This window comes from Acinetobacter sp. YH12156 (genome assembly GCF_013418235.1).
Classification (GTDB): Bacteria; Pseudomonadota; Gammaproteobacteria; order Pseudomonadales; family Moraxellaceae; genus Acinetobacter; species Acinetobacter pseudolwoffii.
In genome coordinates this window covers 104,559-128,111 of the sequence record NZ_VPCL01000004.1, presented here as the reverse complement: position 1 = coordinate 128,111, position 23,553 = coordinate 104,559, and the positions used below count along the sequence as shown (strand labels likewise).

Sequence of the window (23,553 nt, the reverse complement as noted above, 5' to 3'; positions counted from 1 at the left end):
TCATAAAGCCACCTACCTATCAGGCCTGCGGCGAATTGCCAAACATTTGATCTGCCATACGCTGTGCCTGCTTGCCATAGAACCAGTAAGTCAATAGATACAACGGAATCGCGATCAGCAAGAACATGATCAGCACAATACTTATAAATTGTGGCTGCTGTAGATATAGCAAAAAGTCCTGCCAAGCATTTGGATTAGAGCGCGTGGCAATCAGAATACCAAGTAACAGAAATAGCAGGTTATAGCCCCAATAGATCAGGCTAAACCCCAAGGTGAATTTTTTACGTTCCGACTGCGTTGGGGCACGTTTTTGCTGTTTTAAAAACTTAAATAAGATCCAGATCATGGCCACCAGATAAGGAACAATCGTCAGTACGGCGCCCATCCCCGTTGGCATCAGTGCTGCCAGCACCCCGCAAATGCAGGTAAAAATAAAGCAGATAATAAAAAACCAGATAAAATAACGGGTTAAAGGCAACATAAGAATCACTCAGTGACATTCATCAAGCTAGTATAAAAAAAAACAGGTTTTTTTTCATTTTATTGTCAACCATCGGCCAGAAGGTGACGTTATATAGGGTACAAGGTACAAAAATTTGGACTGGCATCCACGAATTTTTGCTGACCTTAGAGCTAAAGCAATAAGTCCAGTGTACAGGGAAATTTTGAATAGCAGCCAAAATCTTCATGTAACACAAATTTGACCGACGATTTCACATCACTCGAATCGTCGGTTTTTATTTTTTAAAATTCCGATTTTTCAGCCTGATGAATTGCATGACTGTTCAAGACTGGGTGATTTAGACATGACTATCCTGCCATTTTGCCTACTGATTAAAATAAATTCAGCCTGACATCAGCAACAATTCGCTGAAATATCTTTTTTAAGTAGATTTTTCCCTCAGCTTTTTCCTATAGTAGCAAGGCAGACATTTCAGGGTTCATCTACATGGCAGTTCATTTTCTTCACACTTCCGATTGGCATCTGGGGCAATTTTTCCATAACCATGACCGTGAATTTGAACATGCCCAGTTTCTGACCTGGCTGCTGGAGCAAATTAAAGCAAAACAGCCGCATGCCCTGTTGATTGCCGGAGATATTTTTGATGTGATCAATCCAGCCTCAAGTGCGCAAAAGCAACTGTATCAGTTTCTGGCCGATGCACATAATCTGGCCCCGCACATGCAGACTTTGATGATTGCCGGCAACCATGATTCCGGTTACCGGATTGAGCAGGTTGAACCTTTTCTGTCTAAATTCAATGCCAAAGCTGTGGGAATTGTGGGCCGAACCGCAGAAAACACCCTGAATCTGGATCGCTTGCTGATTCCGATTTATGATCAGGATAAAAATATCATCGCCTGGTGTCTGACTCTGCCCTATTTACGCAGTGCCGAAATTACCGGGCTGAATGAACATACCAGCAATAGCCAGAATGCGATTAGCTATCTGCATCAACAACTGATTGCCGAAGCCAAGGCCCGTAAACAGCCGCATCAAGCTCTGATTCTAATGTCGCATGCACATATGCAAGGTGGCGAAACTTCCGACTCGGAACGGCCAATTATTGTCGGTAATGAAGAAGCGCTGTCGACGGCGCTGTTTGATGAAGTGATTGATTATGTCGCACTCGGTCATCTGCATAAACCACAAAAAGTTGGTCAGCCGCATATCCGTTATAGTGGCTCACCGATTCCGCTGTCATTTAGTGAAATTAATTACCAACATCAGGTGGTTGAGGTCAGAATTGATCCTGAACAAAGCTTGGAACAGCGCTTTCAATACGATGTTTTAAAAGTGCCACGCACCGTCGAGCTGTGCCGGATTCGGGAAAAGCTGGAAGATTTAATTGCTAAACTTCAGGCCTTGCCTGCCGGAGAAATCGAACAACTGTCGGCACGACATTTTCTGGAAATAGAATACACCACCGATGCGCCGCCACCAGTCGATTTACGCCAGCAAATTGAACTGGCTTTACCCGCCAACCGTTACCGCTTGCTGCGCATCAGCCGGATTTATCAGCAACAGGCCGAACATACGCAAGGAGATTCGAAAATTGATCTGGCACCACCGACGCCGGAATCGCTGTTTTTGAATATCTGGAAAAAAATGGGCTATGAACATGATCATTCTGTACAACAGGATTTTCAGCAACTTCTGGTTGAAGCCCAGCACGAACTTGCTCAGAAACAACAAGCCTAGGATCGGCCATGAAAATTTTACGTTTGAGTCTCAACAATCTGGCCTCCCTCACTGGCACCCATCATATTGATTTTGAATCCAGTCCTTTAACACATGCCGGCCTGATTGCAATCACTGGAAAAACCGGAGCTGGTAAATCGACCCTGCTCGATGCCATGTGTCTGGCGCTCTATAACGAAATTCCGCGCCTAAAAGGTGCGACTGGCAGCCTGAAAGATGCCGGCGGTCAGGATGTTTCGATTAAAGACTCCAAGAATATTCTACGCCGTGGCTGCGTGCATGGTTTTGCCGAGCTGGAGTTTATTGCACTGGATAGCAAACGCTATACAGCACGCTGGGAGATTCGCCGGGCACGTCAGAAAGTCGATGGCAATCTAAAAGTAGATCGTTATATCAAGTGCATCGATGATGATACGACGCTAACGCAAAAAATATCTGAAGTTACTCCCTTAATTGAAAAACTGCTGGGCCTGAGCTTTGAACAGTTTACCCGCGCGGTACTGCTGGCGCAGTCGGAAGTTGGCGCATTTTTAAAGGCCAAAGACCATGAACGCGCAGACTTGCTGGAATATCTGACCAATTCACAGATTTTCAGTGAGGTCAGTAAAAAAGCAGCGGAAAAGCATAGTCAGGTTCGACAAAAGCGCCATGAACTGGAAAACTGGCTCGGTCATCTGGAATTACTATCCGAAGACGATATTACTCAGCTGCAACAGCAACATACTGCCTTCAACCAGATACTTGAGCATTTTAACCAGAGTGAAAAATTACTAGAAAATGACCTGAAATGGCATCGGCAGAAACATGCTTTATATACTGAAATTCAGGCCAAAAAAGAAATTTACGATGTACAGCTGGATGCCGATCAGAAGCTGACCGCACAAAAGCAGTTGCTGGTTCATTTGGATGAGTTTCAGGGCATTCGCGAACAGTTTATCCAGCAGAATCAAATGCTCACGCAGCAACAGCAGCTTACGATACAACAACAATCATTCGAACAGCAGCTGCAACAGGTACAACAGCAACGTGATGCTGAATTTACGCAACTTGCTCAGATCCAGCAACAACAGCAGGCCCATGTTCAACATATGCATGCCATGCAGCCGCATCTGGAACAAGGTCTAAAACTGGATCATGAGATGCATCTGGTCGGCAATGACTATAAGAAAAAATCAGCAGATTTATTGGACTATGCACAGCAGTATATCCAACCCTTGCAACAGCAGATTGAACCATCGAAACAGCAACTCGCATCTGCTGCCGAGCAGCAACAGCAACGCCTGACGCAACTTGAACAGCAGGCTGATCTTGCCGTGTTTGATCTGGAACCACAAAGTACACTGCAACGACTGCAAGACTATCAAAAGCTGTATCAACAGATGCAGCAACAGGCGCCGGCAGTACTCTCTCAATCGCGTACTGAACTGGAACATTCCCGGCAGCAGCTGGCTCAACAAATCGAAAGTTTGCAGCAACAATTTGGCAATCAAGCCCAATTGGAACAACAGCTTCAGCAGCAGCAGACTGTACAGCAACAGAGCACGACTCAACTGCTTAAACTGGAAGGCTTGATCCAGCACGTGGCACGTCTAGCGGAACAGGAAGCCGAACAACAGCAACTCAAACAAGACGTAGCGCATGCACAGACAGAATTAACCCAGCTTGAACATACGGAAATTCAACTGCAGCAAATAGTCAGCAACACCGAACAGGAATTTGAACAACTACAAAATATGCTGCAGCAACAGCGCCTGCTGCAAACCCAAAGCGTGCAGGAACTGCGCGCGCAGCTCAAACCTGATGAAGCCTGTATGGTCTGTGGCAGCCAACAGCATCCGTTTGTCCAACATCAAGCATTATTAGACACAGCGCTAAACCAGCTGCAAGATCAACAGCTGCAACAGGCACAACAACAACTGAATCAGCTTAAAGATGATTTAAAAGCAACCCAGATTCAACAATCCAAAATCAAGATGCTCCTTGAGCAAAAACAACAGCGTTTAATCCACATTGAACGGATACTGAATGAACAGCACCAGACATTACAACAAAACTTAAAAGAGTTAGGACTTGAGCCAGCCAATCCTGATCATTCAGCTCAGTTGCTCCATCCCCTGCAAACACAGCTTGGCCAATGGCAACAGCAACACACTCAGGCAAACGAACAGTTCAAAATCCTGCAACAGACTTGGCAAAACTGGCGACAACAGCAACAGCAACTCGACAGCTTACAACTGAGTCTGCAAAAAATGCTGCAACTGGATCAACTGATTGAGCCAATTCTTACAGTACTGCCCGAAGCACAGCAGCTCGCTTGGCACAAGAATGCGCCTGCTGCCTGTACCCAGCTGCACCAACATTTGCAGCAGCGATTACATCTTGTCAATCAAGTCAAAACTGCGGAACAGGAGCTACAAGGTTTCAAGCAGCAACTGAATCAGGCTCAACAGCAACTACAGATGCATGAGCAGCGGCATACGCAAATACAGGCCGAGACCCATTATTTGCTTGAACAAGGCAAAGACTTACGTCAGCAACTCAATCAGCTGACCGAACAACATGCCGGTCAGACCTATAAGCTGGCAGCAGAATGGCGACAGCAACTGGATACCCAGTTAAAAGCGCTTAATAGCCAGCTTCAAGCACAACGCCAGGTATATGAACAGCATGAGCAAGCTTTGCATCAGGCTTTACTTAAACAACAGGCTTTGCTGACCCAAATGCAACAGCTAACTCAACAGCAGGCACAATCTGATCAGGCCATCCGTACATGGCAAAATCTGCATCGACATTTTAATGCGGAACTGATCCAACAATGTCTGACCATTGGTCTGAGTGAACATCAGCAAATCCGGCAGCAATTACAGGCACAACATCAAGCACTGGAAAATGCCAAAATTGCCTGGCAAACGCTGGAAGATCAATACCAGAAGCATCTCCAGCAACAGCCTGAACTTGCTTTTGAGGAAGTGGAAGCACATTTAAATAGTTTGGCACAGGAAAAAACCGAGCAACAAAACAGCTTCAATGAGATTGATACCAAACTGCGTATGAATGCCAATAATCAAAATACCTATGCCAAATATCAGCAACAGATTGAACAGGTCAAAGCCGAAGAATATCGCTGGGGACGTATCTACGATTTAATCGGACATAAGGAAGGTACCAAGTTCCAGAAAATTGCTCAGGAACATCATCTGGATATCTTGGTGGAATACGCCAACCAACAACTGCAACCGCTGGCACCGCGCTATCAGTTGCACCGTATTCCAGACAGCCTGAGTCTGGCGATTATTGATCTGGACATGAACAGCGAAGTACGTCCGGTCTTGTCTTTATCTGGCGGAGAAACCTTTCTGGTTTCTCTGGCCTTGGCACTGGCGATTGCCAATATGGCTTCCGGTTCGATGAAACTGGAATCGCTATTTATTGATGAAGGCTTTGGTACTTTAGATCCAGCCTCATTACATATGGTGATGAATGCACTGGATCATTTACAAAGTCAGGGTCGTAAAGTGGTCTTAATCTCGCATGTGCAGGAAATGCATGAACGGATTCCAGTACAGATTCAGGTCAAGCCAGTCGGTGCTGGCGCCAGTACCATTCAGATTATAGGTTGACAATGATGCACCCTGCCCCAGACAGGCTCTCGCCCTATTTCAGCTTACAGCTCGAGAGCCTACGGGGCATCAGTGCCATTGTTGTACTGTTCACGCATTGCTTTCAGGCCTTTATCGCCCCTTTTGACCTCAGCCTGTATTCATGGGTGCGCCTGCTTGGTCAGGCCGCGGTCATGATTTTCTTTGTTCTGAGTGGTTATCTGATTGGCTATTCGATCCAGCACAATATTCATCAGCATGGTCAGTTCAATCTGCGCCGTTATACCCAACAGCGTTATCGCAGGATTTTGCCACCCTTTCTGTTTGCCATGGCTCTGAGCCTGTTGTTGTATCTGTTGGCACCACTACTCTTTGCCACTCAAAGCCATGCCTTTCAAAACAGTTTTGGCATGATGATCCGGACTGACTATGGTCTCGATTCAGGTGATTTTATTGGCGCTCTGCTGTTTTTGAATGGCTTCATCACGCCTACAGTTTCAGCCAATGCCCCGCTCTGGAGCCTGAGTTATGAAGTCTGGTTCTATGTCTTGGCCGGATTTCTGCCTTTTTTCAAAGATTCAGAAATAGCCAAAATCGGCTTTTTTAGTGTTTTAATCGTTTTATCCATCCTGAATATTCAGTTTTTTATTTATTTTCTGGTCTGGCTGATGGCCTTTGCCTGTTCATTTCGTCATATCCAGCGACATTTTCTAAACCGGTTACAAGTGCTTAAACTGGGGTTATTTGGCTTGGCATTTCTAATCGCCTGCATTGATGCTTACCAGTTTCATATCGTCGATCAAGCCCGACAATATCGCGCTGCAAATTTTACTCTCTTTAATTTCTGTATCGGCCTAGCATTTAGCTGCTGGCTGGTACAACTCCAGCAGCAGCGCAGTCACTACAATCCGGTCTGGGTACAATCCGCTGATTTTTCCTATACCTTGTATGTAACCCATTTCCCTTTGCTGCTGTTTATTCTGGGCTGTGTTCCGGCAACCTTGGCTTATGGTCTGGGCGGCGCTGTTTTAGCCTTGCTCGGCAGTATGGGCAGCCTGATTGTCTTTGCCTGGCTCATGGCAAAATGGCTGGAGCCACAAAGAAAAAAAGCGTTATCGAATAACGCTTAATCATACTTTTTCAAAATAACCCGACAACGCCTGTTAATCCTTTTGAGGACGTGCACCAAATAATGCCGTGCCGACACGCACCATGCTGGAACCGGCAGCAATTGCAGCCTGCATATCGGCCGACATGCCCATACTTAAAGTATCCCAATCTTCAGGATGCGCATGCTGAGCTTTCACCCTATCAAATAAAGCTTTAGCCTCGATGAAAGCTTGAGGATTCCCCGGCGCTGGAATCACCATCAAGCCACGTAAGCGCACATTTGGCAGTTGGCTGATTTGTCTAACTAAATCAGTAACTTCTTCCAGTTGGCAACCATCTTTCGTATCCTGAGCATCAATATTGACCTGAAGACAGATATTCAGCGCGAGCTGATCTTCTCTACGCTGATTGGATAAACGCTCGGCAATAATCAGACGATCCACCCCATGCACCCAGGCAAAATTTTCTGCCAGATGTTTGGTCTTGTTACGCTGTACATGGCCAATAAAATGCCATTCAATTTCCAAGTCTTTTAGAGCCGTAATTTTTTCCAGCGCTTCCTGCAAATAGTTTTCGCCAAAGGCACGTTGTCCCGCCTGATACATATCAGCCAGTACTGCACTCGGCTGGGTCTTGGAAACGGCCAGCAGTTGCACCGAATCTGGCTCACGACCGGCCTGAGCACAGGCTGTTTCAATTTGCGCTAAAACCTGATTTCGTGACTGTTGCAACATATTCATTGATGGGGTTCTCATTTCATTCATCTTTTTTTCCCTTGCCCATAAACTAAGGGTTGGTTAAGCTGTGGGAAAGCCTTATTATTCTATCAAAATAATTAACATTTTAATGAACTCGGGGACCTTATGGATATCACAGAATTGTTGGCGTTTTCTGCTAAAAATGGTGCGTCGGATTTACACTTGTCTGCAGGCTTACCGCCAATGATTCGTGTCGATGGGGAAGTTCGTCGCATCAACCTGCCAGCATTAGAACATAAAGAAGTACATAAACTTGTTTATGACATCATGAACGATAAACAGCGCCGTGATTTTGAAGAAAATCTGGAAACTGACTTTTCTTTTGAAGTACCCGGTGTGGCCCGTTTCCGTGTCAACGCATTTAACCAGAACCGTGGTGCCGGTGCAGTATTCCGTACCATTCCATCCAAAGTTCTGACCCTAGAAGATCTGGGCATGGGACAGATTTTTAAAGACATCTGTGAATATCCGCGTGGTCTGGTACTGGTTACAGGGCCAACCGGTTCGGGTAAATCAACCACCTTGGCGGCGATGCTGGATTATATTAACGACAACCGTTATGACCATATTCTGACCGTCGAAGATCCAATCGAATTTGTGCATCAATCCAAGAAATGCCTGATCAACCAGCGTGAAGTGCATCGTGATACGCATGGCTTTAATGAAGCCCTGCGTTCGGCACTGCGTGAAGACCCTGATATTATTCTGGTCGGTGAGATGCGTGACCTTGAAACCATCCGTCTGGCCTTAACTGCGGCAGAAACTGGTCACCTGGTGTTTGGCACCCTGCATACCACCTCTGCGGCCAAAACCATTGACCGTGTGATTGACGTATTCCCTGCCGAAGAAAAAGATATGGTTCGTGCCATGTTATCGGAATCATTGCAGGCTGTGGTTTCACAGGCCCTATTAAAGAAAAATGGCGGCGGACGTGTTGCAGCGCATGAAATCATGATTGGTATTCCTGCAATCCGTAACCTGATTCGTGAAAATAAAGTCGCACAAATGTATTCTGCGATTCAGACCGGTGCCAACTATGGCATGACCACACTGGATCAGACTCTGAAAACGCTGGTATCTAAAGGTCTCATCAGCCCGCAAGTGGCACGTACTGCAGCCAAACAGCCAGAAGCATTCTTATAAGAAAAATTAATTGTATTGGGGTTTTTATACATGGATTTTAACGGCTTACTCGATTATATGGTGGAGAAAAAAGCATCGGATCTGTTCATTACAGCCGATGTCGAACCGTCCATCAAGATTAACGGGCAGATTTTACCGATTGGTTCGATAAAATTACCCGGCGCGGCAGTAGGACAACTGCTCCATTCCATCATGAGCGACAAGCAGCGTAAAGAATTTGCAGACACGCGTGAATGTAACTTCGCCATCAGCACACCGGACAAAAGTGCCCGCTTCCGTGTCAGTGCCTTTCAGCAGCGTGATCAGCCGGGTATGGTGTTGCGTCGGATTGAAACCGTGATTCCGACCATGGATGAACTCAAATTACCGCCGATTCTAAAAGAACTGGCGATGACCAAACGCGGCATCATTATTTTTGTCGGGGCAACCGGTACCGGTAAATCAACCTCGCTGGCCTCGCTGGTCGGTTATCGCAATGAAAATTCCAAAGGTCATATCATTACCATTGAAGATCCGATCGAATTCGTTCACCAGCATAAAGGCTGTATCATCACCCAGCGTGAAGTCGGGATTGATACCGATTCCTTTGAAATTGCCCTGAAAAACACCTTACGTCAGGCGCCGGACGTGATTCTGATTGGTGAGATTCGTTCGCGTGAAACCATGGATTATGCGATTGCCTTTGCCGAAACCGGCCATCTGGTCTTTGCGACCCTGCATGCCAACAACGCCAACCAGGCCATTGACCGGATCATTCATTTCTTTGAAGCAGACCGGCATAACCAGCTGTTCATGGATTTGTCGCTGAACATGAAAGCCATTGTGGCACAGCAACTGATCCCAACCATCGATGGCAATGGTCGTCGTGCCGCGATTGAGATTCTGATTAACTCCCCCCTGATTGCTGACCTGATCCGTAAAGGTGATGTGCATGAGATCAAGGACCTGATGAAGCGTTCCCGTGAACTGGGCATGCAAACCTTCGATCAGGCACTGTATGACCTGTATAAGGCCAAGCAGATCAGCTATAAAGATGCGCTGAAACATGCGGATTCACCCAATGACTTACGTCTGCAAATCAAACTGGCAGAAGAAGGCGGCAGTCATTTATTACGTGCACATTCCAATATCACCTTTGATGGCCAGTCCTGATCAGATTGAGCACATAAAAAAACAGGCTTCAAGAAGCCTGTTTTTTTGTTTCAACCGGAGTGCAAATTATTTTTTACGAAACACTTCCTGACAGGCCGGCGCATCGCAGTAGCCATACAGATTCAGAGAGTGACCGGTTAATTCAAAACCAAATTTTTCAGCAACATCATGCTGCTCTTTTTCAATCGTATCATTGATGAATTCAACGACTTTGCTGCAATTCAAACAGACCAGGTGATCGTGGTGATCTTCCTGCATGATCTCGAAAACGGAATGATTGTTTTCAAAATTATGACGCTCAATAATACCCGCGGCTTCAAACTGTGTTAACACACGATACACAGTTGCTAAACCTACATCTTCACCCTGATCGAGTAAAGTCTTGTAAATATCTTCCGCACTTAAATGATGTTGTCTTGAATTTTCTAGTAATTCTAATATTTTAATTCGTGGAAGGGTAACTTTCAGTCCAGCTTTTCGTAAATCTTGGTTTGAAATAGTCATGTAAAAAGGTCTCTCAACAAAATCAAAGTTGGAATATGCAACAAACTTTAGATGCAGTATGATCTATCCTTGGATCAAATGCATCATAATTAATTTGGGATAGTTTAGCAAAATGCAAAAAATCATGTTGACGTTATTCGTCACTTCCTTGCTCGTCGGCTGTTCGACATTAGGTGTTTATAAAGTAGATATTCCACAAGGAACCCCTTTAACCCAAGCTCAAGCCGCTAAAATTCAAGTGGGAATGAGTCATCAACAGGTGCGTTTCTTACTGGGCAGTCCAACGGTAAGCGATCCGCTGAATCCTTTACGCTGGGACTACATCTATAACTATACCCCAGGAACCTACGCTAAAAAAGCCAAGATCCCGGCAGCCCAAGGCCAGCATTTGAAAATTTACTTTAACCAGTCTGGTATCGTGGAACGTGTTGAAGGTCTGGAAACCATTCCAGAATCTCAACCCGGCTTACCAGGTTCAAAAGAAGCAATTTTAAATGCGCCTCCACTATAGTCGCTTTCTCATGAAAAAGCCCCTGAATCATCAGGGGCTTTTTTGATTAAGTCGATTGATTGAGCAGATCATTGAAACTAATGCTCATTCAAGCCGCTTTCTATTCGGAAGATGGTTTCAGCTTTCTTAAAAGATTGCCTCTGGCATAACGACCCACCGGATTTTTCTCGGCACGTTTACGTCGGATATCTTTAGGATTGATAGTCAGTGCTCGGTAAATTTCGACTCGATCACCTGCTGCAAGTGGCTGCTGATGATCTTGCAAGCGTACACCAAAGATGCCCAAAGACAAGGGTTCAGGTAGGGTAACCTGCTCTGCTATGCCACTTTGCTGGATGGCATCCAATGCTGTCATGCCGGGCTGAAATGGCACAGCCAGATGAAACTGTTGCTCCGGAGTCGCATAGGCCACCCAGATCAGTGCATTATTCATCAGAACAGTTGTCCTAGAACAGCGACCATCGCCACGATAATCGAAACAGGCAATACCACACGGACAGCAATACGCCACAGGTTATAGAACCCTTCAGAGCTAAAATTCATTGATTTACGTAAATGGCTGATCTTCATGATCCAGCCCGCAAAGAGCGCGTAAATCAAACAAATCAATAAGCCCCAAAGCAGTAAGACTACGTTGAACATTGGTGTCACATTTGGAATGGCCCAGATCAGGGTGACGACAGCCATAATCGCCCATTGAATCGCAGGGTGAAGCTGACGTTGCTGTAACTGCTCTCGTGCCATCTGCAGGATGAATGCAGCAGTCGCTACAATCGCGGCCACCAACGTAAATGCAGGGATTTGTGCTTGTACAGCAAAGAAGGCAAATACAATCACAGCAAGCAATTGTGCGATCCAGATCGGCAAGACCGTCTTGCTGGCGACATCCTGCTGTTGTACAGCACTCAGGCTAGACTGCCAGTACAAGCCCATGCCTAGGCCACTTGCAACCAGTGCCAATACGGTGGCATTGCCCCATTCCGAGAATTCAACTGGCGTGACTTGCCATGCAGGTAGCGCAGTTCCCATCACATTTGCCAAGATCAGAGATGCCAGTACGCCAATCGCCGTAATGACTAACAAAATTTGACGCGGCAGCAGTGACAAGACCAGAGCGGCAATTACCAGACCTATAAACAAAAGATTCGGTGCAAGATCAAGAGCAGCAAGCGCCAGAACATTGCTGGCATTGTTCAGCATGGCACCGGCCAGAAAAGGAATAAAGATCACACTGAGCCAGCCGACTATACGCCATTTTTGTGAGGCATCTGCTTCACGGGTCAGCGTTGACAGTGCCTGTAATGCCGTTGTTTTAGAGCGCTTGGCCAAAGCAATTTCCAAGTAGCAGATGGGAAGCGCCAGAATCAGCATAGTGGCTAACCAGAGCATCCAGAAATCCAGCTGACGATCAATCTGTATACCCGTTATCGGTGCGAGCGTCGCGATGATAATAAACGATAAACAGAAAGCCATCAGCGGTGATAACCATTTTGACATAGCATTGTCCTGCATGATGCATTCCTATAAAAATCTAGCGCTATTTTGCCTTGTGAAGCGGTGAAAATCAAAAACAAAAAGCAAACCACCATGACAGTGATTTGCTGCGCAAAATTTATTATTAAATTGTAATTCTTGTTATCTCGTTACGTCTTTTATTATGAGAAGAAACGAGCGAACCAGTTTTTACCTTTTTTCTGTTCTTTTTCTTTGATAATGCCCATCATATTTTCTTTCACTGCGCCGACATAATCAGCGTCATCGTGCTGAATATGGTTGATTAACCATTTAGATAATACTTCATGCAGTTCTGATTCAATCGACTGCCCCAGTTCAAAACGATCACGATAAGACTCGATTTTCTTGATAAACAGGTCATGTACACGTTTATGTGGAACTCGGTATTTATAACCCGCTTCCTCCTGAAGAGATTCTTCAAAAGTAAAATGCGACTGGGTATAATCGATAATATTTTCGAGGATCTGTTTAATACGGGCACGGTCGGTATTTACATTGATCTCATCAATTTCATTGATATAATCGAGAATTCGTTTGTGCTGATCGTCAATCACATCGATACCAGTATTATAGTCTGGAACCCATTTCATTTTCATTACGACCACCTATAAATATTAAGGACTTATCACATAAAAATCATCATATAACGTATTGATTTGAATAAAAATGAAGTAAATTAGTCGGCTTTCGGCTTAATTTAAGAGAAACCTTGCAATTAACTGTTTTCATTAGGAATATATTTTAAACCCGAGTATAAGAATCAGATATTTTTTAATCAATCTACTATTTCTAATAATATGGTTTCTCTTTAATTTAAATAAAAAAGATATTAAAAAATAGGAATTAAATCCCATCTTTAAAATAAAAAAATCTATTTTTAATATAAATCTGCTTTGGTCACACGTTTTAAGGACGGATCTAGACGTTCCCGTTCCAACCGATCTACCCGAGTCAGTTGCGAACGGAACTTGGCACCCTCTTTAAACAGAATCATTTCACCCGGCTGAAAAGCGGTCCATTCCTCATTTTGTGTCAATGGCTCGGTGGTAATAACCGCAACCCTGTCCTTCGGCGTAGTGACCTGACTAAAGTCCACCTCGACATCAATATCAATCAGCTGTGCCGGTCTAAATGGGTATTCACGCACCAGCCAGTGCAATTTGGTAATGGCATAGCTAAACAGCGCCTGCCCATTGGAAAGGCAGAAATTAAAAGTGCCGTGCTCTGCAATCGCAGGTGAAACCTCAGCAAGCAGTTCAAAGACCTGATCCAGACTCGGTTCATCATAACCAAAGCGTTTGACCAGCTGATCGAGCAAATAGCAAAAAGCGCGCTCACTATCAGTATTGCCGACTGGGGTAAAACGGCCACTCAGCACTGGAAAATACTCATGCAAATCGCCATTATGGGCAAAAATCCACTGCCGGCCCCACAGTTCGCGGCTAAATGGATGCGAATTTTCCAGATTGATTTTGCCTTGGGTGGCTTTACGGATATGCGCAATCACATTACGGGATTTGATCGGATAGTTACGCACCAGCTCGGCAATCGGAGATTCAACCGCAGACTGGTTATCGACAAATAGGCGACAGGCTTTATCCTCAAAAAAAGCAATCCCAAAACCGTCGGCATGATCCGAGGTAATTCCGGCCCGCTGGGAAAACCCACGAAATGAAAAAGTAATATCCGTCGGGGTGGCACAATTCATTCCAAGCAGTTGGCACATGGTCTGGTTTCAGCTTTCTATTTTCTTAGATGCTTATTGTGCATGACTACCCGAGTCATTTCAAATAGCTATCAGTTATAAATAGAGATAAAAAAGAGCCTCAATTGAGGCTCTTTTCCGCAAAAAAACAACTTATGGACGAGGTGGATGGGCACGGTTGGTAATCAGTGTACCAACGCCATGATCGGTAAAAATTTCCAATAAGCTGGCATGTGGCACACGACCATCTACAATATGCGCGCTCACTACGCCACCTTTGACCGCATCCAGTGCACAGCCGACTTTAGGAATCATGCCACCATAGATCACACCTGTTTCAATCAGACGGTCAACTTCCTGAGTGCTTAAACCCGTCAGCAGGTTTTTATTTTCATCCAGAACACCTGTAATATTGGTCAGCAGAATCAGCTTCTCTGCACCTAGGGCTTCTGCGACTTTACCTGCCACCAAGTCTGCATTGATGTTATAGGTATTGCCTTCTTCATCCACACCCAGCGGTGCAATCACGGGAATGAAATCGCTGTTGGTGAACATTTCCAGCACATCGGTTTTTACGCCAACGACTTCACCGACCAGACCCAAATCAATTTGCTGAACCGAACCATCTTCAGCCACTTTTTCCATCAGCAGTTTTTGTGCACGAATCAGGTTGCCGTCTTTACCGGTCAAGCCAATGGCACGACCACCATGCTGGTTGATCAGGTTCACAATCGATTTATTGACACTACCGCCAAGTACCATTTCCACGACTTCCATCGTGGCAGGATCAGTCACGCGCATCCCGTCGATACGGTCTGATTCACGGCCCAACTGTTTCAGCATGGAATCGACTTGTGGCCCCCCACCATGCACCACAATCGGATTAATACCAACCGTTTTTAATAATACGATATCACGTGCAAATGAACTTTCCAGCTCAGGATCGGTCATCGCATTACCGCCGTATTTTACTACCAGGGTTTTACCCGCAAAGCGTTGAATATACGGCAAAGCTTCTGTCAAAATCTGTGCTTTGTCGATGCCTGTTTGTTGATTTGGCATTCGCCTCTCCTTATTGAGCATCTAAAATATCTTGAGCGATCTGTGGATAACGTTCACGCAACATGGCTACAAACAGCTGACGAATTTCATTCAGGCCCTGAGCATCATTGGCATCAAAGCGCACTGTGAAATACTCACCTGTATTGGATGCTCGAATGATGCCAAAACCATCCTCAAAATCAAGACGTATCCCATCAATTTTACTGATTTGCGCAAGAATTCTTTCAGATTGCTGTTCAACAAAGTCTAAAAGTTCAACCGGATGCACATGATGCGTTGCAATATAAAGATCTTCGGTCCCATGCCGTTTCGGATAAGCCGCTAAAGCTTGTGCAAGACTTTGACCAGTTTGATCCAGATATTCCATGACTCTGAGCGCTGCATAGAGTCCATCATCATAGCCCCAGCCACGGCCATCATTAAAGACATAATGCCCGGCATATTCTCCACCAAAAATCGCCTGCTGCTGAGATTGTGCCAGATAAGTTCTCAGAAATGAGCTTCCGGTACGAATCATCACCGGCTCACCGCCCAAACGTTGCACGGTGTCTCGCACCAGGGTTGAACATTTGACATCATAAACAAACTTGCGTGGTGCTGAGTCAGTGAGGCAAATTTCGGCAAACAGGCACAGTAACTGATCCGCCGTGATAATCTGGCCCTGTGCATCAATCAAGACCACGCGATCGCCATCGCCATCCAGGGCAATGCCCAGATCAGCCTGCTGTTGCATGATGCTTTGGCGTAAAGTCTCCAGATGTTTGTCTTGCGAAGGATCTGGTGCATGGTCTGGAAAATGCCCATTGGCATCACAACGCAAAGCCATCACCGCACAACCCATTTTTTGAAGCACCAGATTGGCACAGCGCCCGGCTGAACCATTCAGACCATCCAGAACCACTTTAAATGAGCGCTTCAACTGGATATCTTTTAATATACCATGCTGATATTTTAGACAAAATTCTGGAATAACTTGATGAGTCTGTTCGTCTAGGCAAAGCTGCTGATTGCTATAATGTGGTTTGGCCAGATGAGCCACCTGCTGGATCATCTCTGGGCAAGGCGGCTCACCAGAGACAATCCATTTAATACCATTATCTTCTTTGGGATTGTGACTGGCCGTGACCATGATGCCATTGCCATCAAATTGCCGTGCGGTGAAATACAGCATCGGACTGGAACAACAACCGACAATGGTGGCTTCAATCGAATAAACTTGAAAAATACGGCGAATGGTTTCTGCAAAAGCCGGACTGCTAAGCCGTGCATCATAGCCAATTGCGACACGTGTCTGTCGCGCAGCCTGATATTGCTGTGCTAAACCGTGAGCAATTGCATCGATAATCCCAGCACCCAGTACACTGACTTTACCGCGTATGTCATAGGCTCGAAAAATGTGCATAGGGAATAGATGATTCATAGATCCCATAAAACTGTTCTTTTCACTAAATATAAGGAGGTATAAAATGACTTATTTCATCATCATGACTTTAAACATTTGTTTTTGTTTTAAGACCCGCTACTTTTAAACCATTTCAATGTAACAATCAATTATAAAAATATTACCGTTAACTGAATAATCAGAAAATTTCTGTGATGAAATAGTCCTTATTTAATTATATTTATTTTTAATTTCCCCGGCTAAAATTAAAATAAAGATATAAATTTCAATTTTGAATAACTCTATTTATATAGAAAATAAATTTTTATTTTTAACTCCATTTTAAGCGTCACATTATGTTTAGGATTTACTTTGTTGTATTTAAGAAATGACCTACATCCATTCATTGTTTGCAGGTCATCTTCTCTTTAGTTTTTACCGGTATGGCCAAAGCCACCAGCACCACGCTCAGTGGCTTCAAATTCACTGACCAGATCAAATTCAGCTTGTACTACCGGTACCAGCACATATTGCGCCAAACGTTCACCCGGCTCCAGACTGAAAGCAGTCTGACTCCGGTTCCAGACCGATACCATCAATTCACCCTGATAATCTGAATCGATAAGACCTACCAGATTACCCAGCACAATCCCGTGCTTATGACCTAAACCTGAACGTGGCAAGATCAGACCTGCAAAAGCAGGATCTTCGATATAAATCGCCAAGCCTGTTTTCACTAAAACGGTTTGACCCGGTTCAATCACTGTCGTTTCATGGACGCAGGCACGCAAGTCCAATCCTGCTGAACCTGTGGTGGCATAAGTCGGTAATGGCCATTCCTGACCGAGACGCGAGTCAAGGACTTTCACCTGAACTTTCATGTGTTCATTCCTGTTGTTGCATTTAAAATATGTATAAGCGTTGAAGTTTATCGTTTGATAAGATTGCGCAAATTATCCAGATAATGCTGCGCCTGTAATTTCGGATCGATATTACCCGCCAGCTTTTTCTTGCGACCTAACCATTCCAGTTCATCTTCCGGTAATTCATCCAGAAAACGGCTTGGAGTCATTTGCTTCATCTGTCCGCCGGCCTTGCGCTGTTCGGCCAAGGTAATGGTCAGCCCCTGACGTGCACGGGTAATCCCGACATACATCAGGCGACGTTCCTCTTCAACCGTCTCTGCAGCAATCGAGTTTTTATGCGGCAGAATTTCTTCTTCCAGCCCAATCAGATAGACATATGGGAACTCAAGCCCTTTAGAAGCATGTAAGGTTAACAAGTTGACTTTGTCAGTATCTTCTTCTTCCTGTTGCTGCTCCAGCATATCCAGCAGCACCATTTTACGAATCACGCTTTCAATATTTTTTTCATCGACATCTTCAGCGCGGTTAATCAGGCTTTGGATGCTGCTGTAAAGCACTTCAATATTGTCGAGCTTGGTTTTTTCCTGTGCCGGCGTGGCTGCAGTTTCCTTGATGTAATCGATATAACCTGCTTCAATCATCATCTGACGGATGATCGGTACCGGTTCATCATCATCAAGTAAATTGCGGGTAAAGCCCTCAATGAAGTCGGCAAACTCTGCCAACTGTGTGGTGGCCTTTTTCGGAATCGCCATGGTCAAACGCTGATCCGCTGCCGCAGCCAGCAGTGACAGGTTATTTTCCTGAGCAAAGAGACCCAGTTTTTCCAGTGTCACCGGCCCAATGGCACGTTTTGGCGTATTGATAATCCGTAGGAAAGCGCTGTCATCTTCAGGGTTAATGATCAGGCGTAAATAACTCATCATGTCCTTGATTTCGGCACGCGCGAAAAAAGATTGACCGCCAGACAATTTATACGGAATCTGCATCTGACGGAGATGGGTTTCTAAAATACGCGCCTGAAAATTGCCGCGATATAATACCGCATAATCTTTCCAGCTTTTCCCATTCATCAATTTATGCGTGATCAGGTCTTTGACCACGCGTTCTGCTTCATCATCATCATTACGGCAAGTAATCACCCGGATCACTTCACCATGGCCTTTGTCTGACCAGAGTTTTTTATCAAAAATATGCGGGTTATTGCCAATCACGGTGTTGGCTGCTTTAAGAATACGACTGGTCGAACGATAGTTCTGTTCCAGTTTAATCACTTTTAAATTCGGGAAATCTTGTTGCAGCAAGGCCATATTTTCCGGTTTGGCGCCACGCCAAGCATAGATGGACTGGTCATCGTCGCCTACGGCGGTGAACTGCCCCATTACGCCAACCAGCAATTTCACCAGAATATACTGTGCAGTGTTGGTGTCCTGATATTCATCGACCAGCAAATAACGCACCCGGTTTTGCCATTTATCCCGTACTTCGGCATTTTCCTGTAGCAGACGTGTCGGCATCACGATCAGGTCATCAAAATCTACGGCATTATAGGCACGCAGATTACGTTCATAAAGCTGATATAAATGCGCAAACTGGACATCTTCGGCAGTTTCACAAGTGGTATGCGCCTGCTCGGGTGGAATCAGATCATTTTTCCAGTCCGAGATCATTTTCATGGCTTTGGCAATCAGTTCTTTGCTTTCTGCACCGGATAAATTGTCACGATGCATCAAATCCATCAGAATACGTTTGCAGTCGTCAGCATCCAGAATCGAAAAATTATTTTTAAGGGGGGTATGTTTCAGCTCCAGACGCAGCATATTCAGGCCAAAGGTATGGAAAGTCGAAACTGAAACGCCTTTACTTTCTTCACGGGTTAACAATTTGCTGACACGCTCTTTCATCTCACGTGCCGCTTTGTTGGTAAAGGTCATTGCAGTAATACGATGCGCAGGAATCCCGCAATGCTTGACAAGATATGCGATTTTTCGCGTGATCACTGAAGTCTTGCCTGAACCCGCTCCTGCAAGTACTAACAAGGGTCCTTGAGTGTATTTCATGGCTTCAAGTTGCTTGTCATTTAACTGACTGGCGAGTGACATATGGCTTCCTCTTCTAGATTCGGCTCCGATTATAGTCATCTCTGCCTCAGTTGCCTAATTTAAAATACGATTAATCAGGTCAATGTCCAGATATAAAAAAACCACCCGAAGGTGGTTTTTTTATATGCGTTTAAAGATTATTGAACAGCATATACCGCGATTTCTACACGACGGTTTTGTTCTTTACCCGCCGCAGTTGTATTGTCTGCGATCGGGTTGGCTGAACCTAAACCTTGAGCATTAATACGTGTACGTGAAACACCTTGACCTGATAAATAAGTTGCTACAGAGTTAGCACGTGCTTGAGACAACGGGATGTTGATTGAGTCATTACCGGTACTGTCTGTATAGCCAGTGACCAAAATACCGCTCTGGTTATCTTCGGTTAATACTTGAGCCACTTTATTCAAAGTGCCATAGAAGTTTGGTTTGATGTTCGATTTGTTGGTATCAAATGTAATGCTACCTGGCATTACAAGGTTAATCGAACCATCTGCATTACGGTTAACATCTACGCCAGTTCCGGCTGTTGCTTGACGTAATTTTTTCTCTTTGTTATCAAGATAAACACCTGCTGCACCACCAACAACAGCACCAATCGCTGCTGCACGGTTGTTTTGACGGCTGGTATTCGCATTACTCTTAGAAACACCGTAACCTGCTGCAGCACCAATTAAAGTACCTAAAGCAGCTTTATCATATTCCACACCACCGAGGTTATTACCAGTTGATTGACAACCTGTAAGTGCTACGGCCCCTGCTACAGCTGCTGAAATTACTAGTGCACGCATCGCATGACTCCTTATTGTATGCTTTGTTGTATAAGCGAAATAATGATTTAAATTGAACGGGATAACCATTGAATTTTTGTTAATAATAAATCGTTTCGCAATATTTTGTAATGTTTATATGTAACTAAAACAATGGACTTCATCACAATATCTTCATAGTTAGGCCTTTAGGCTTTTTTATTTGCCTCACTCTCATTATATTATTCAAAATATGAAAAAATTTAAGCGACTAATCTCTGGGGACTGTTTTGATATGTCATCGAATAGCAATAAACAAGCAACTTTAAAAAAACTTACACGTGGCTTGGCTGTCACCTCAGTGATGACAGGCAGTACTTTTTTTCATGGCCCTCCGGTTCTGGCGCTGGGTTTTACCAAGTTTTTTAAAAAATCTGCAAAAGTTGATGAAACCAATATCAAGATTACCAACAGCTGGTTAGGCGTCAATAACTGGCTGATTGACAATGTGCTCAACAATACCGAATGGCAAATAACAGTAGATGAATCACTTGATTTAAATATGCAGGGCCGTTATTTAATGACCTGTAATCATCAAAGCTGGGTCGATACCACCGTCAATCAGTACTTCGGCTTGACCCGTATGCCGCTGACGCGTTTTTTTACAAAATGGGAACTTATTTTTATTCCTTTTGTCGGTCAAGCCTTTAAAATCTTAGGTTTTCCGATGATGAAACGGCATAGCAAGGAACAGATTGCTAAAAATCCTGCGCTAAAATACCGCGATATGGAAGAAGCACGTAAATCCTGTGAGCAGCTGATCAGTCAGCCCTTTACCCTGTTAAATTATCTGGAAGGCACCCGCTTCACCCAAGACAAACATGATCAGCAGCAGTCTCCTTACAAATACTTACTTAAACCTAAGGCCGGTGGTCTGGCCTTGGCGCTGAGTATTCTCGGCGATAAAATTGATGCGCTGGTCGATATGACCATCGTTTATCCGGACGGTATTCCGGGTTATGGTGAATTTTGGTTAGGTGAAGTGCCACGAATTGCGGTAAATTTAAGAAAAATTGAGATTCCTGACTGGGTACTCGGCGGCAATTATGAAGATGATGCTGAATACCGTGCACGTTTCCAGAAATGGATTGATCAAATCTGGACTGAAAAAGATCAACTAATAGCGCAAATGCAGCAGAACTTCGACCAAAGCGCTGTCTGATTTTTTGCCTGAGTAACTATGAAGAACGACAACCCCGACATCACCTCTAGCTCATTTAAGTTTATTCGTAAAGGCACCTGGGGCTGGAAAGTTGCGCTGATTTACGACATTTTTATGATGGTCTTAATCATCATTAATCTATTTTGTCTCAGTGCCAACGCCATTTTAATGAGCGATTTTGGTCAATGGTTGTTTGACTTCATTCGTTTGCCGGAAATTTTGCAGTTTTATAAAAGTGATTTACGCCCTTGGGTCGTTATTACTGAGGGCTGGTTTACCACCTTCCTGATCTGTGAATTACTGGCACGTTGGGGCATTGCCATTGTTCAGCGCCATCATCGGCGCTGGTGGTTTTTTCCATTTGTACATTGGTATGAAATTCTCTCCATTATTCCACAACTGCGCTTCCTGCGCCTGTTACGTGCGGTCGCGATTGGCTATAACTTGCATAGTCACGGTTATAAAGTCATTCCCGAGCGCTGGTATCGTCAAGGCAATTTTTATTACAACATGCTGATGGAAGAGCTTTCCAGCCGTGTGGTGCTGACTGTACTGGACGGTATTAAGCGTGAACTCAGCACCAGTACATCACATAAAAAATTGATTGATGATTTGGTAGAACATCATCGTAAATTACTGGCAGTTGCCTTGGCAGACATCTTGCAGGAATCTTTGGGTAAAGAGTTGCAGGCACAACGTTCCATGATTGCTAAAAATGTCGGGCAAGTGGTCAATCAAGCCATTGAAGACACCCCGGAACTGACCCAGTTATTGCGATTAATTCCACTTGTCGGTAGCCGGATTGAACAGCAAATTCAAAGTATTGGCCAACGTCTAGGGGAAAATATCACCCAAGGTCTGATTGATCCCTTTACTCATACCGGCCAAAAAGAAAATCCGACTTTTACCCTAATTTCAGATAAAATCAGCCAGATTCAGATTGAACATAATCCACATATTGATAAGTTGGTCGAATCGGCTGTTTTTGAAACACTTGAAGCGATCCAAAAACAGGTGAAAGTCAAACAGTGGCAACAGATTTTAGAAGAACATGAGCAAAATCAGCGCTCAATAGATAGATAACATTTAAAGTGCAGAACCAGATAAAATCATCCGGTTCTGTTGGCATAAAAAAATAACTGAGATCGCTAGAGAATTACGCCAATTTGTTCTAGGATTTGCACTATTTACAACATTGCTTCGACATAAAACCAGCAAGTCAGAAGTATTTAAGGAAGAATTATGGCTGATATACGGATAAAAGGCAGAATGGTCAATGCAATACGCATTAGCTTAGATACCAATGATCATGATGCCATCCGCCAGCAACTTAGCCCAAAATTACAAGCTGCATTCCCATCTGGCACTTTGGCCGTCATTGAAAGTTCAGTTGAACAGGAACTGATTGCCCTGATTCAGCTGTTAATCGACTTAGATGTACAGCCAATGGCCGTGACTGAGGGTTTACTGGGTGATCAGGCGCGTTCCATTCAGTTCCCGGTTCTGCCACCCGATCGCCAGTTAGAAGAAGTGAAAGCCACGAAAGAACAGGTGGTAGAAGTTAAGCCAGAAGCAGCGACAAGTGATGATCAGGCAGCTGCTGCCCCGATCGTTGCGCATGTGACCTCATATCATGATGAAATTCTGCGGACGGGCCAATGTATTGTGCAGCATAATGGCGACATTATTATCAATGCCGGCATCAACAGTGGTTCAGAACTGATTGCTTCAGGCAATATCCATGTGTATGGCAGCGCACGTGGTCGTGTCATTGCAGGTGTCGGGGGGAATACGGCAGCCCGTATTTTCTGTCACAGCCTTGAAGCAGAACTGATCTCGATTGCGGGAACCTATTGCGTAGCGGATGATATTCCCCCGCATGTCGTTAAGAAATCAGTGCATATTTACTTGAATGATCAACAAGAGCTTGTATTTGAAGCTCTACAATTTTAATGTATAAATAAATACCAA

21 protein-coding genes are annotated in these 23,553 nt (G+C 44.6%); 9 read left to right on the top strand and 12 right to left on the bottom strand.

The window, feature by feature from the left end:
- Window positions 1-19: 19 nt before the first annotated feature.
- Window positions 20-481, bottom strand: coding sequence for an ABZJ_00895 family protein (locus FTU87_RS06120; RefSeq protein WP_100357320.1), 462 nt, complete (start codon window positions 479-481; stop codon window positions 20-22).
- Window positions 482-949: 468 nt separating this feature from the next.
- On the opposite strand from FTU87_RS06120, the gene FTU87_RS06115 reads away from it, so the two are divergent.
- The 3 genes from FTU87_RS06115 to FTU87_RS06105 are packed head-to-tail and all read left to right on the top strand — an operon-like array spanning window position 950 to window position 6,932.
- On the top strand, window positions 950-2,203 hold the full coding sequence (locus FTU87_RS06115) for an exonuclease SbcCD subunit D C-terminal domain-containing protein (RefSeq protein ID WP_180096818.1): 1,254 nt from the start codon (window positions 950-952) through the stop codon (window positions 2,201-2,203).
- Window positions 2,204-2,211: 8 nt separating this feature from the next.
- Entirely contained in the window at window positions 2,212-5,823 is a 3,612-nt protein-coding gene (locus tag FTU87_RS06110; RefSeq protein ID WP_180096817.1) for an AAA family ATPase, read from the top strand.
- A 5-nt stretch (window positions 5,824-5,828) separates the two neighbouring features.
- Window positions 5,829-6,932, top strand: a complete 1,104-nt coding sequence (locus FTU87_RS06105) for an acyltransferase (RefSeq protein ID WP_100354981.1) — start codon at window positions 5,829-5,831, stop codon at window positions 6,930-6,932.
- A 33-nt stretch (window positions 6,933-6,965) separates the two neighbouring features.
- Here the strand turns inward: FTU87_RS06105 and FTU87_RS06100 are convergent, their stop codons facing one another.
- Window positions 6,966-7,652, bottom strand: a complete 687-nt coding sequence (locus FTU87_RS06100) for a YggS family pyridoxal phosphate-dependent enzyme (protein ID WP_180096850.1) — start codon at window positions 7,650-7,652, stop codon at window positions 6,966-6,968.
- A 123-nt stretch (window positions 7,653-7,775) separates the two neighbouring features.
- On the opposite strand from FTU87_RS06100, the gene FTU87_RS06095 reads away from it, so the two are divergent.
- Complete coding sequence (locus FTU87_RS06095; protein ID WP_004279279.1) at window positions 7,776-8,813, top strand: type IV pilus twitching motility protein PilT; 1,038 nt, start codon at window positions 7,776-7,778, stop codon at window positions 8,811-8,813.
- A 30-nt stretch (window positions 8,814-8,843) separates the two neighbouring features.
- Complete coding sequence (locus FTU87_RS06090) at window positions 8,844-9,965, top strand: PilT/PilU family type 4a pilus ATPase (protein WP_074384137.1); 1,122 nt, start codon at window positions 8,844-8,846, stop codon at window positions 9,963-9,965.
- A gap of 66 nt (window positions 9,966-10,031) precedes the next feature.
- On the opposite strand, the gene fur is transcribed toward FTU87_RS06090, so the two are convergent.
- Window positions 10,032-10,469, bottom strand: a complete 438-nt coding sequence (fur, locus tag FTU87_RS06085) for a ferric iron uptake transcriptional regulator (protein ID WP_005096051.1) — start codon at window positions 10,467-10,469, stop codon at window positions 10,032-10,034.
- A gap of 112 nt (window positions 10,470-10,581) precedes the next feature.
- On the opposite strand from fur, the gene FTU87_RS06080 reads away from it, so the two are divergent.
- On the top strand, window positions 10,582-10,980 hold the full coding sequence (locus FTU87_RS06080; RefSeq protein WP_004279275.1) for an outer membrane protein assembly factor BamE: 399 nt from the start codon (window positions 10,582-10,584) through the stop codon (window positions 10,978-10,980).
- A 100-nt stretch (window positions 10,981-11,080) separates the two neighbouring features.
- Here the strand turns inward: FTU87_RS06080 and FTU87_RS06075 are convergent, their stop codons facing one another.
- The 9 genes from FTU87_RS06075 to FTU87_RS06035 all read right to left on the bottom strand — a co-directional run bounded on the left by FTU87_RS06075 (window position 11,081) and on the right by FTU87_RS06035 (window position 20,402).
- The gene (locus FTU87_RS06075) at window positions 11,081-11,413 is read right to left on the bottom strand and encodes an RnfH family protein (protein WP_180040276.1); all 333 of its coding nucleotides are present in this window, start codon (window positions 11,411-11,413) and stop codon (window positions 11,081-11,083) included.
- Complete coding sequence (locus tag FTU87_RS06070) at window positions 11,413-12,492, bottom strand: hypothetical protein (protein ID WP_005096049.1); 1,080 nt, start codon at window positions 12,490-12,492, stop codon at window positions 11,413-11,415. Before FTU87_RS06070 ends, FTU87_RS06075 begins: the two co-directional genes overlap by 1 nt.
- Before the next feature lie 143 nt (window positions 12,493-12,635).
- A complete protein-coding gene (locus FTU87_RS06065; RefSeq protein ID WP_005096048.1) occupies window positions 12,636-13,091 on the bottom strand; it encodes a bacteriohemerythrin in 456 nt (151 codons plus the stop codon).
- A 281-nt stretch (window positions 13,092-13,372) separates the two neighbouring features.
- Window positions 13,373-14,221 (bottom strand): class II glutamine amidotransferase, encoded by an 849-nt coding sequence (locus FTU87_RS06060; RefSeq protein ID WP_005096047.1) that lies wholly within the window; start codon window positions 14,219-14,221, stop codon window positions 13,373-13,375.
- 132 nt (window positions 14,222-14,353) lie between these two features.
- The gene (argB, locus tag FTU87_RS06055; protein ID WP_005096046.1) at window positions 14,354-15,262 is read right to left on the bottom strand and encodes an acetylglutamate kinase; all 909 of its coding nucleotides are present in this window, start codon (window positions 15,260-15,262) and stop codon (window positions 14,354-14,356) included.
- A gap of 10 nt (window positions 15,263-15,272) precedes the next feature.
- Window positions 15,273-16,691, bottom strand: coding sequence for a phosphomannomutase/phosphoglucomutase (locus tag FTU87_RS06050; RefSeq protein WP_180096816.1), 1,419 nt, complete (start codon window positions 16,689-16,691; stop codon window positions 15,273-15,275).
- A gap of 380 nt (window positions 16,692-17,071) precedes the next feature.
- The gene (gene dut / locus FTU87_RS06045; RefSeq protein WP_005172331.1) at window positions 17,072-17,524 is read right to left on the bottom strand and encodes a dUTP diphosphatase; all 453 of its coding nucleotides are present in this window, start codon (window positions 17,522-17,524) and stop codon (window positions 17,072-17,074) included.
- Between the two features lie 47 nt (window positions 17,525-17,571).
- Window positions 17,572-19,611 carry a UvrD-helicase domain-containing protein gene (locus tag FTU87_RS06040; protein WP_005096042.1) on the bottom strand — a complete coding sequence of 680 codons (2,040 nt, stop codon included), beginning with the start codon at window positions 19,609-19,611 and terminating at the stop codon, window positions 17,572-17,574.
- A gap of 137 nt (window positions 19,612-19,748) precedes the next feature.
- Window positions 19,749-20,402 (bottom strand): OmpA family protein, encoded by a 654-nt coding sequence (locus tag FTU87_RS06035; RefSeq protein ID WP_074384135.1) that lies wholly within the window; start codon window positions 20,400-20,402, stop codon window positions 19,749-19,751.
- Window positions 20,403-20,655: 253 nt separating this feature from the next.
- Between FTU87_RS06035 and FTU87_RS06030 the strand changes: the two genes are divergently transcribed.
- From FTU87_RS06030 to minC, 3 genes are all read left to right on the top strand, one after another.
- On the top strand, window positions 20,656-21,582 hold the full coding sequence (locus FTU87_RS06030; RefSeq protein ID WP_005172334.1) for an acyltransferase: 927 nt from the start codon (window positions 20,656-20,658) through the stop codon (window positions 21,580-21,582).
- Between the two features lie 18 nt (window positions 21,583-21,600).
- Entirely contained in the window at window positions 21,601-22,665 is a 1,065-nt protein-coding gene (locus tag FTU87_RS06025; protein WP_005172337.1) for a hypothetical protein, read from the top strand.
- Between the two features lie 159 nt (window positions 22,666-22,824).
- Window positions 22,825-23,535, top strand: coding sequence for a septum site-determining protein MinC (gene minC, locus FTU87_RS06020; RefSeq protein WP_005096035.1), 711 nt, complete (start codon window positions 22,825-22,827; stop codon window positions 23,533-23,535).
- The last annotated feature ends 18 nt before the right edge of the window (window positions 23,536-23,553 follow it).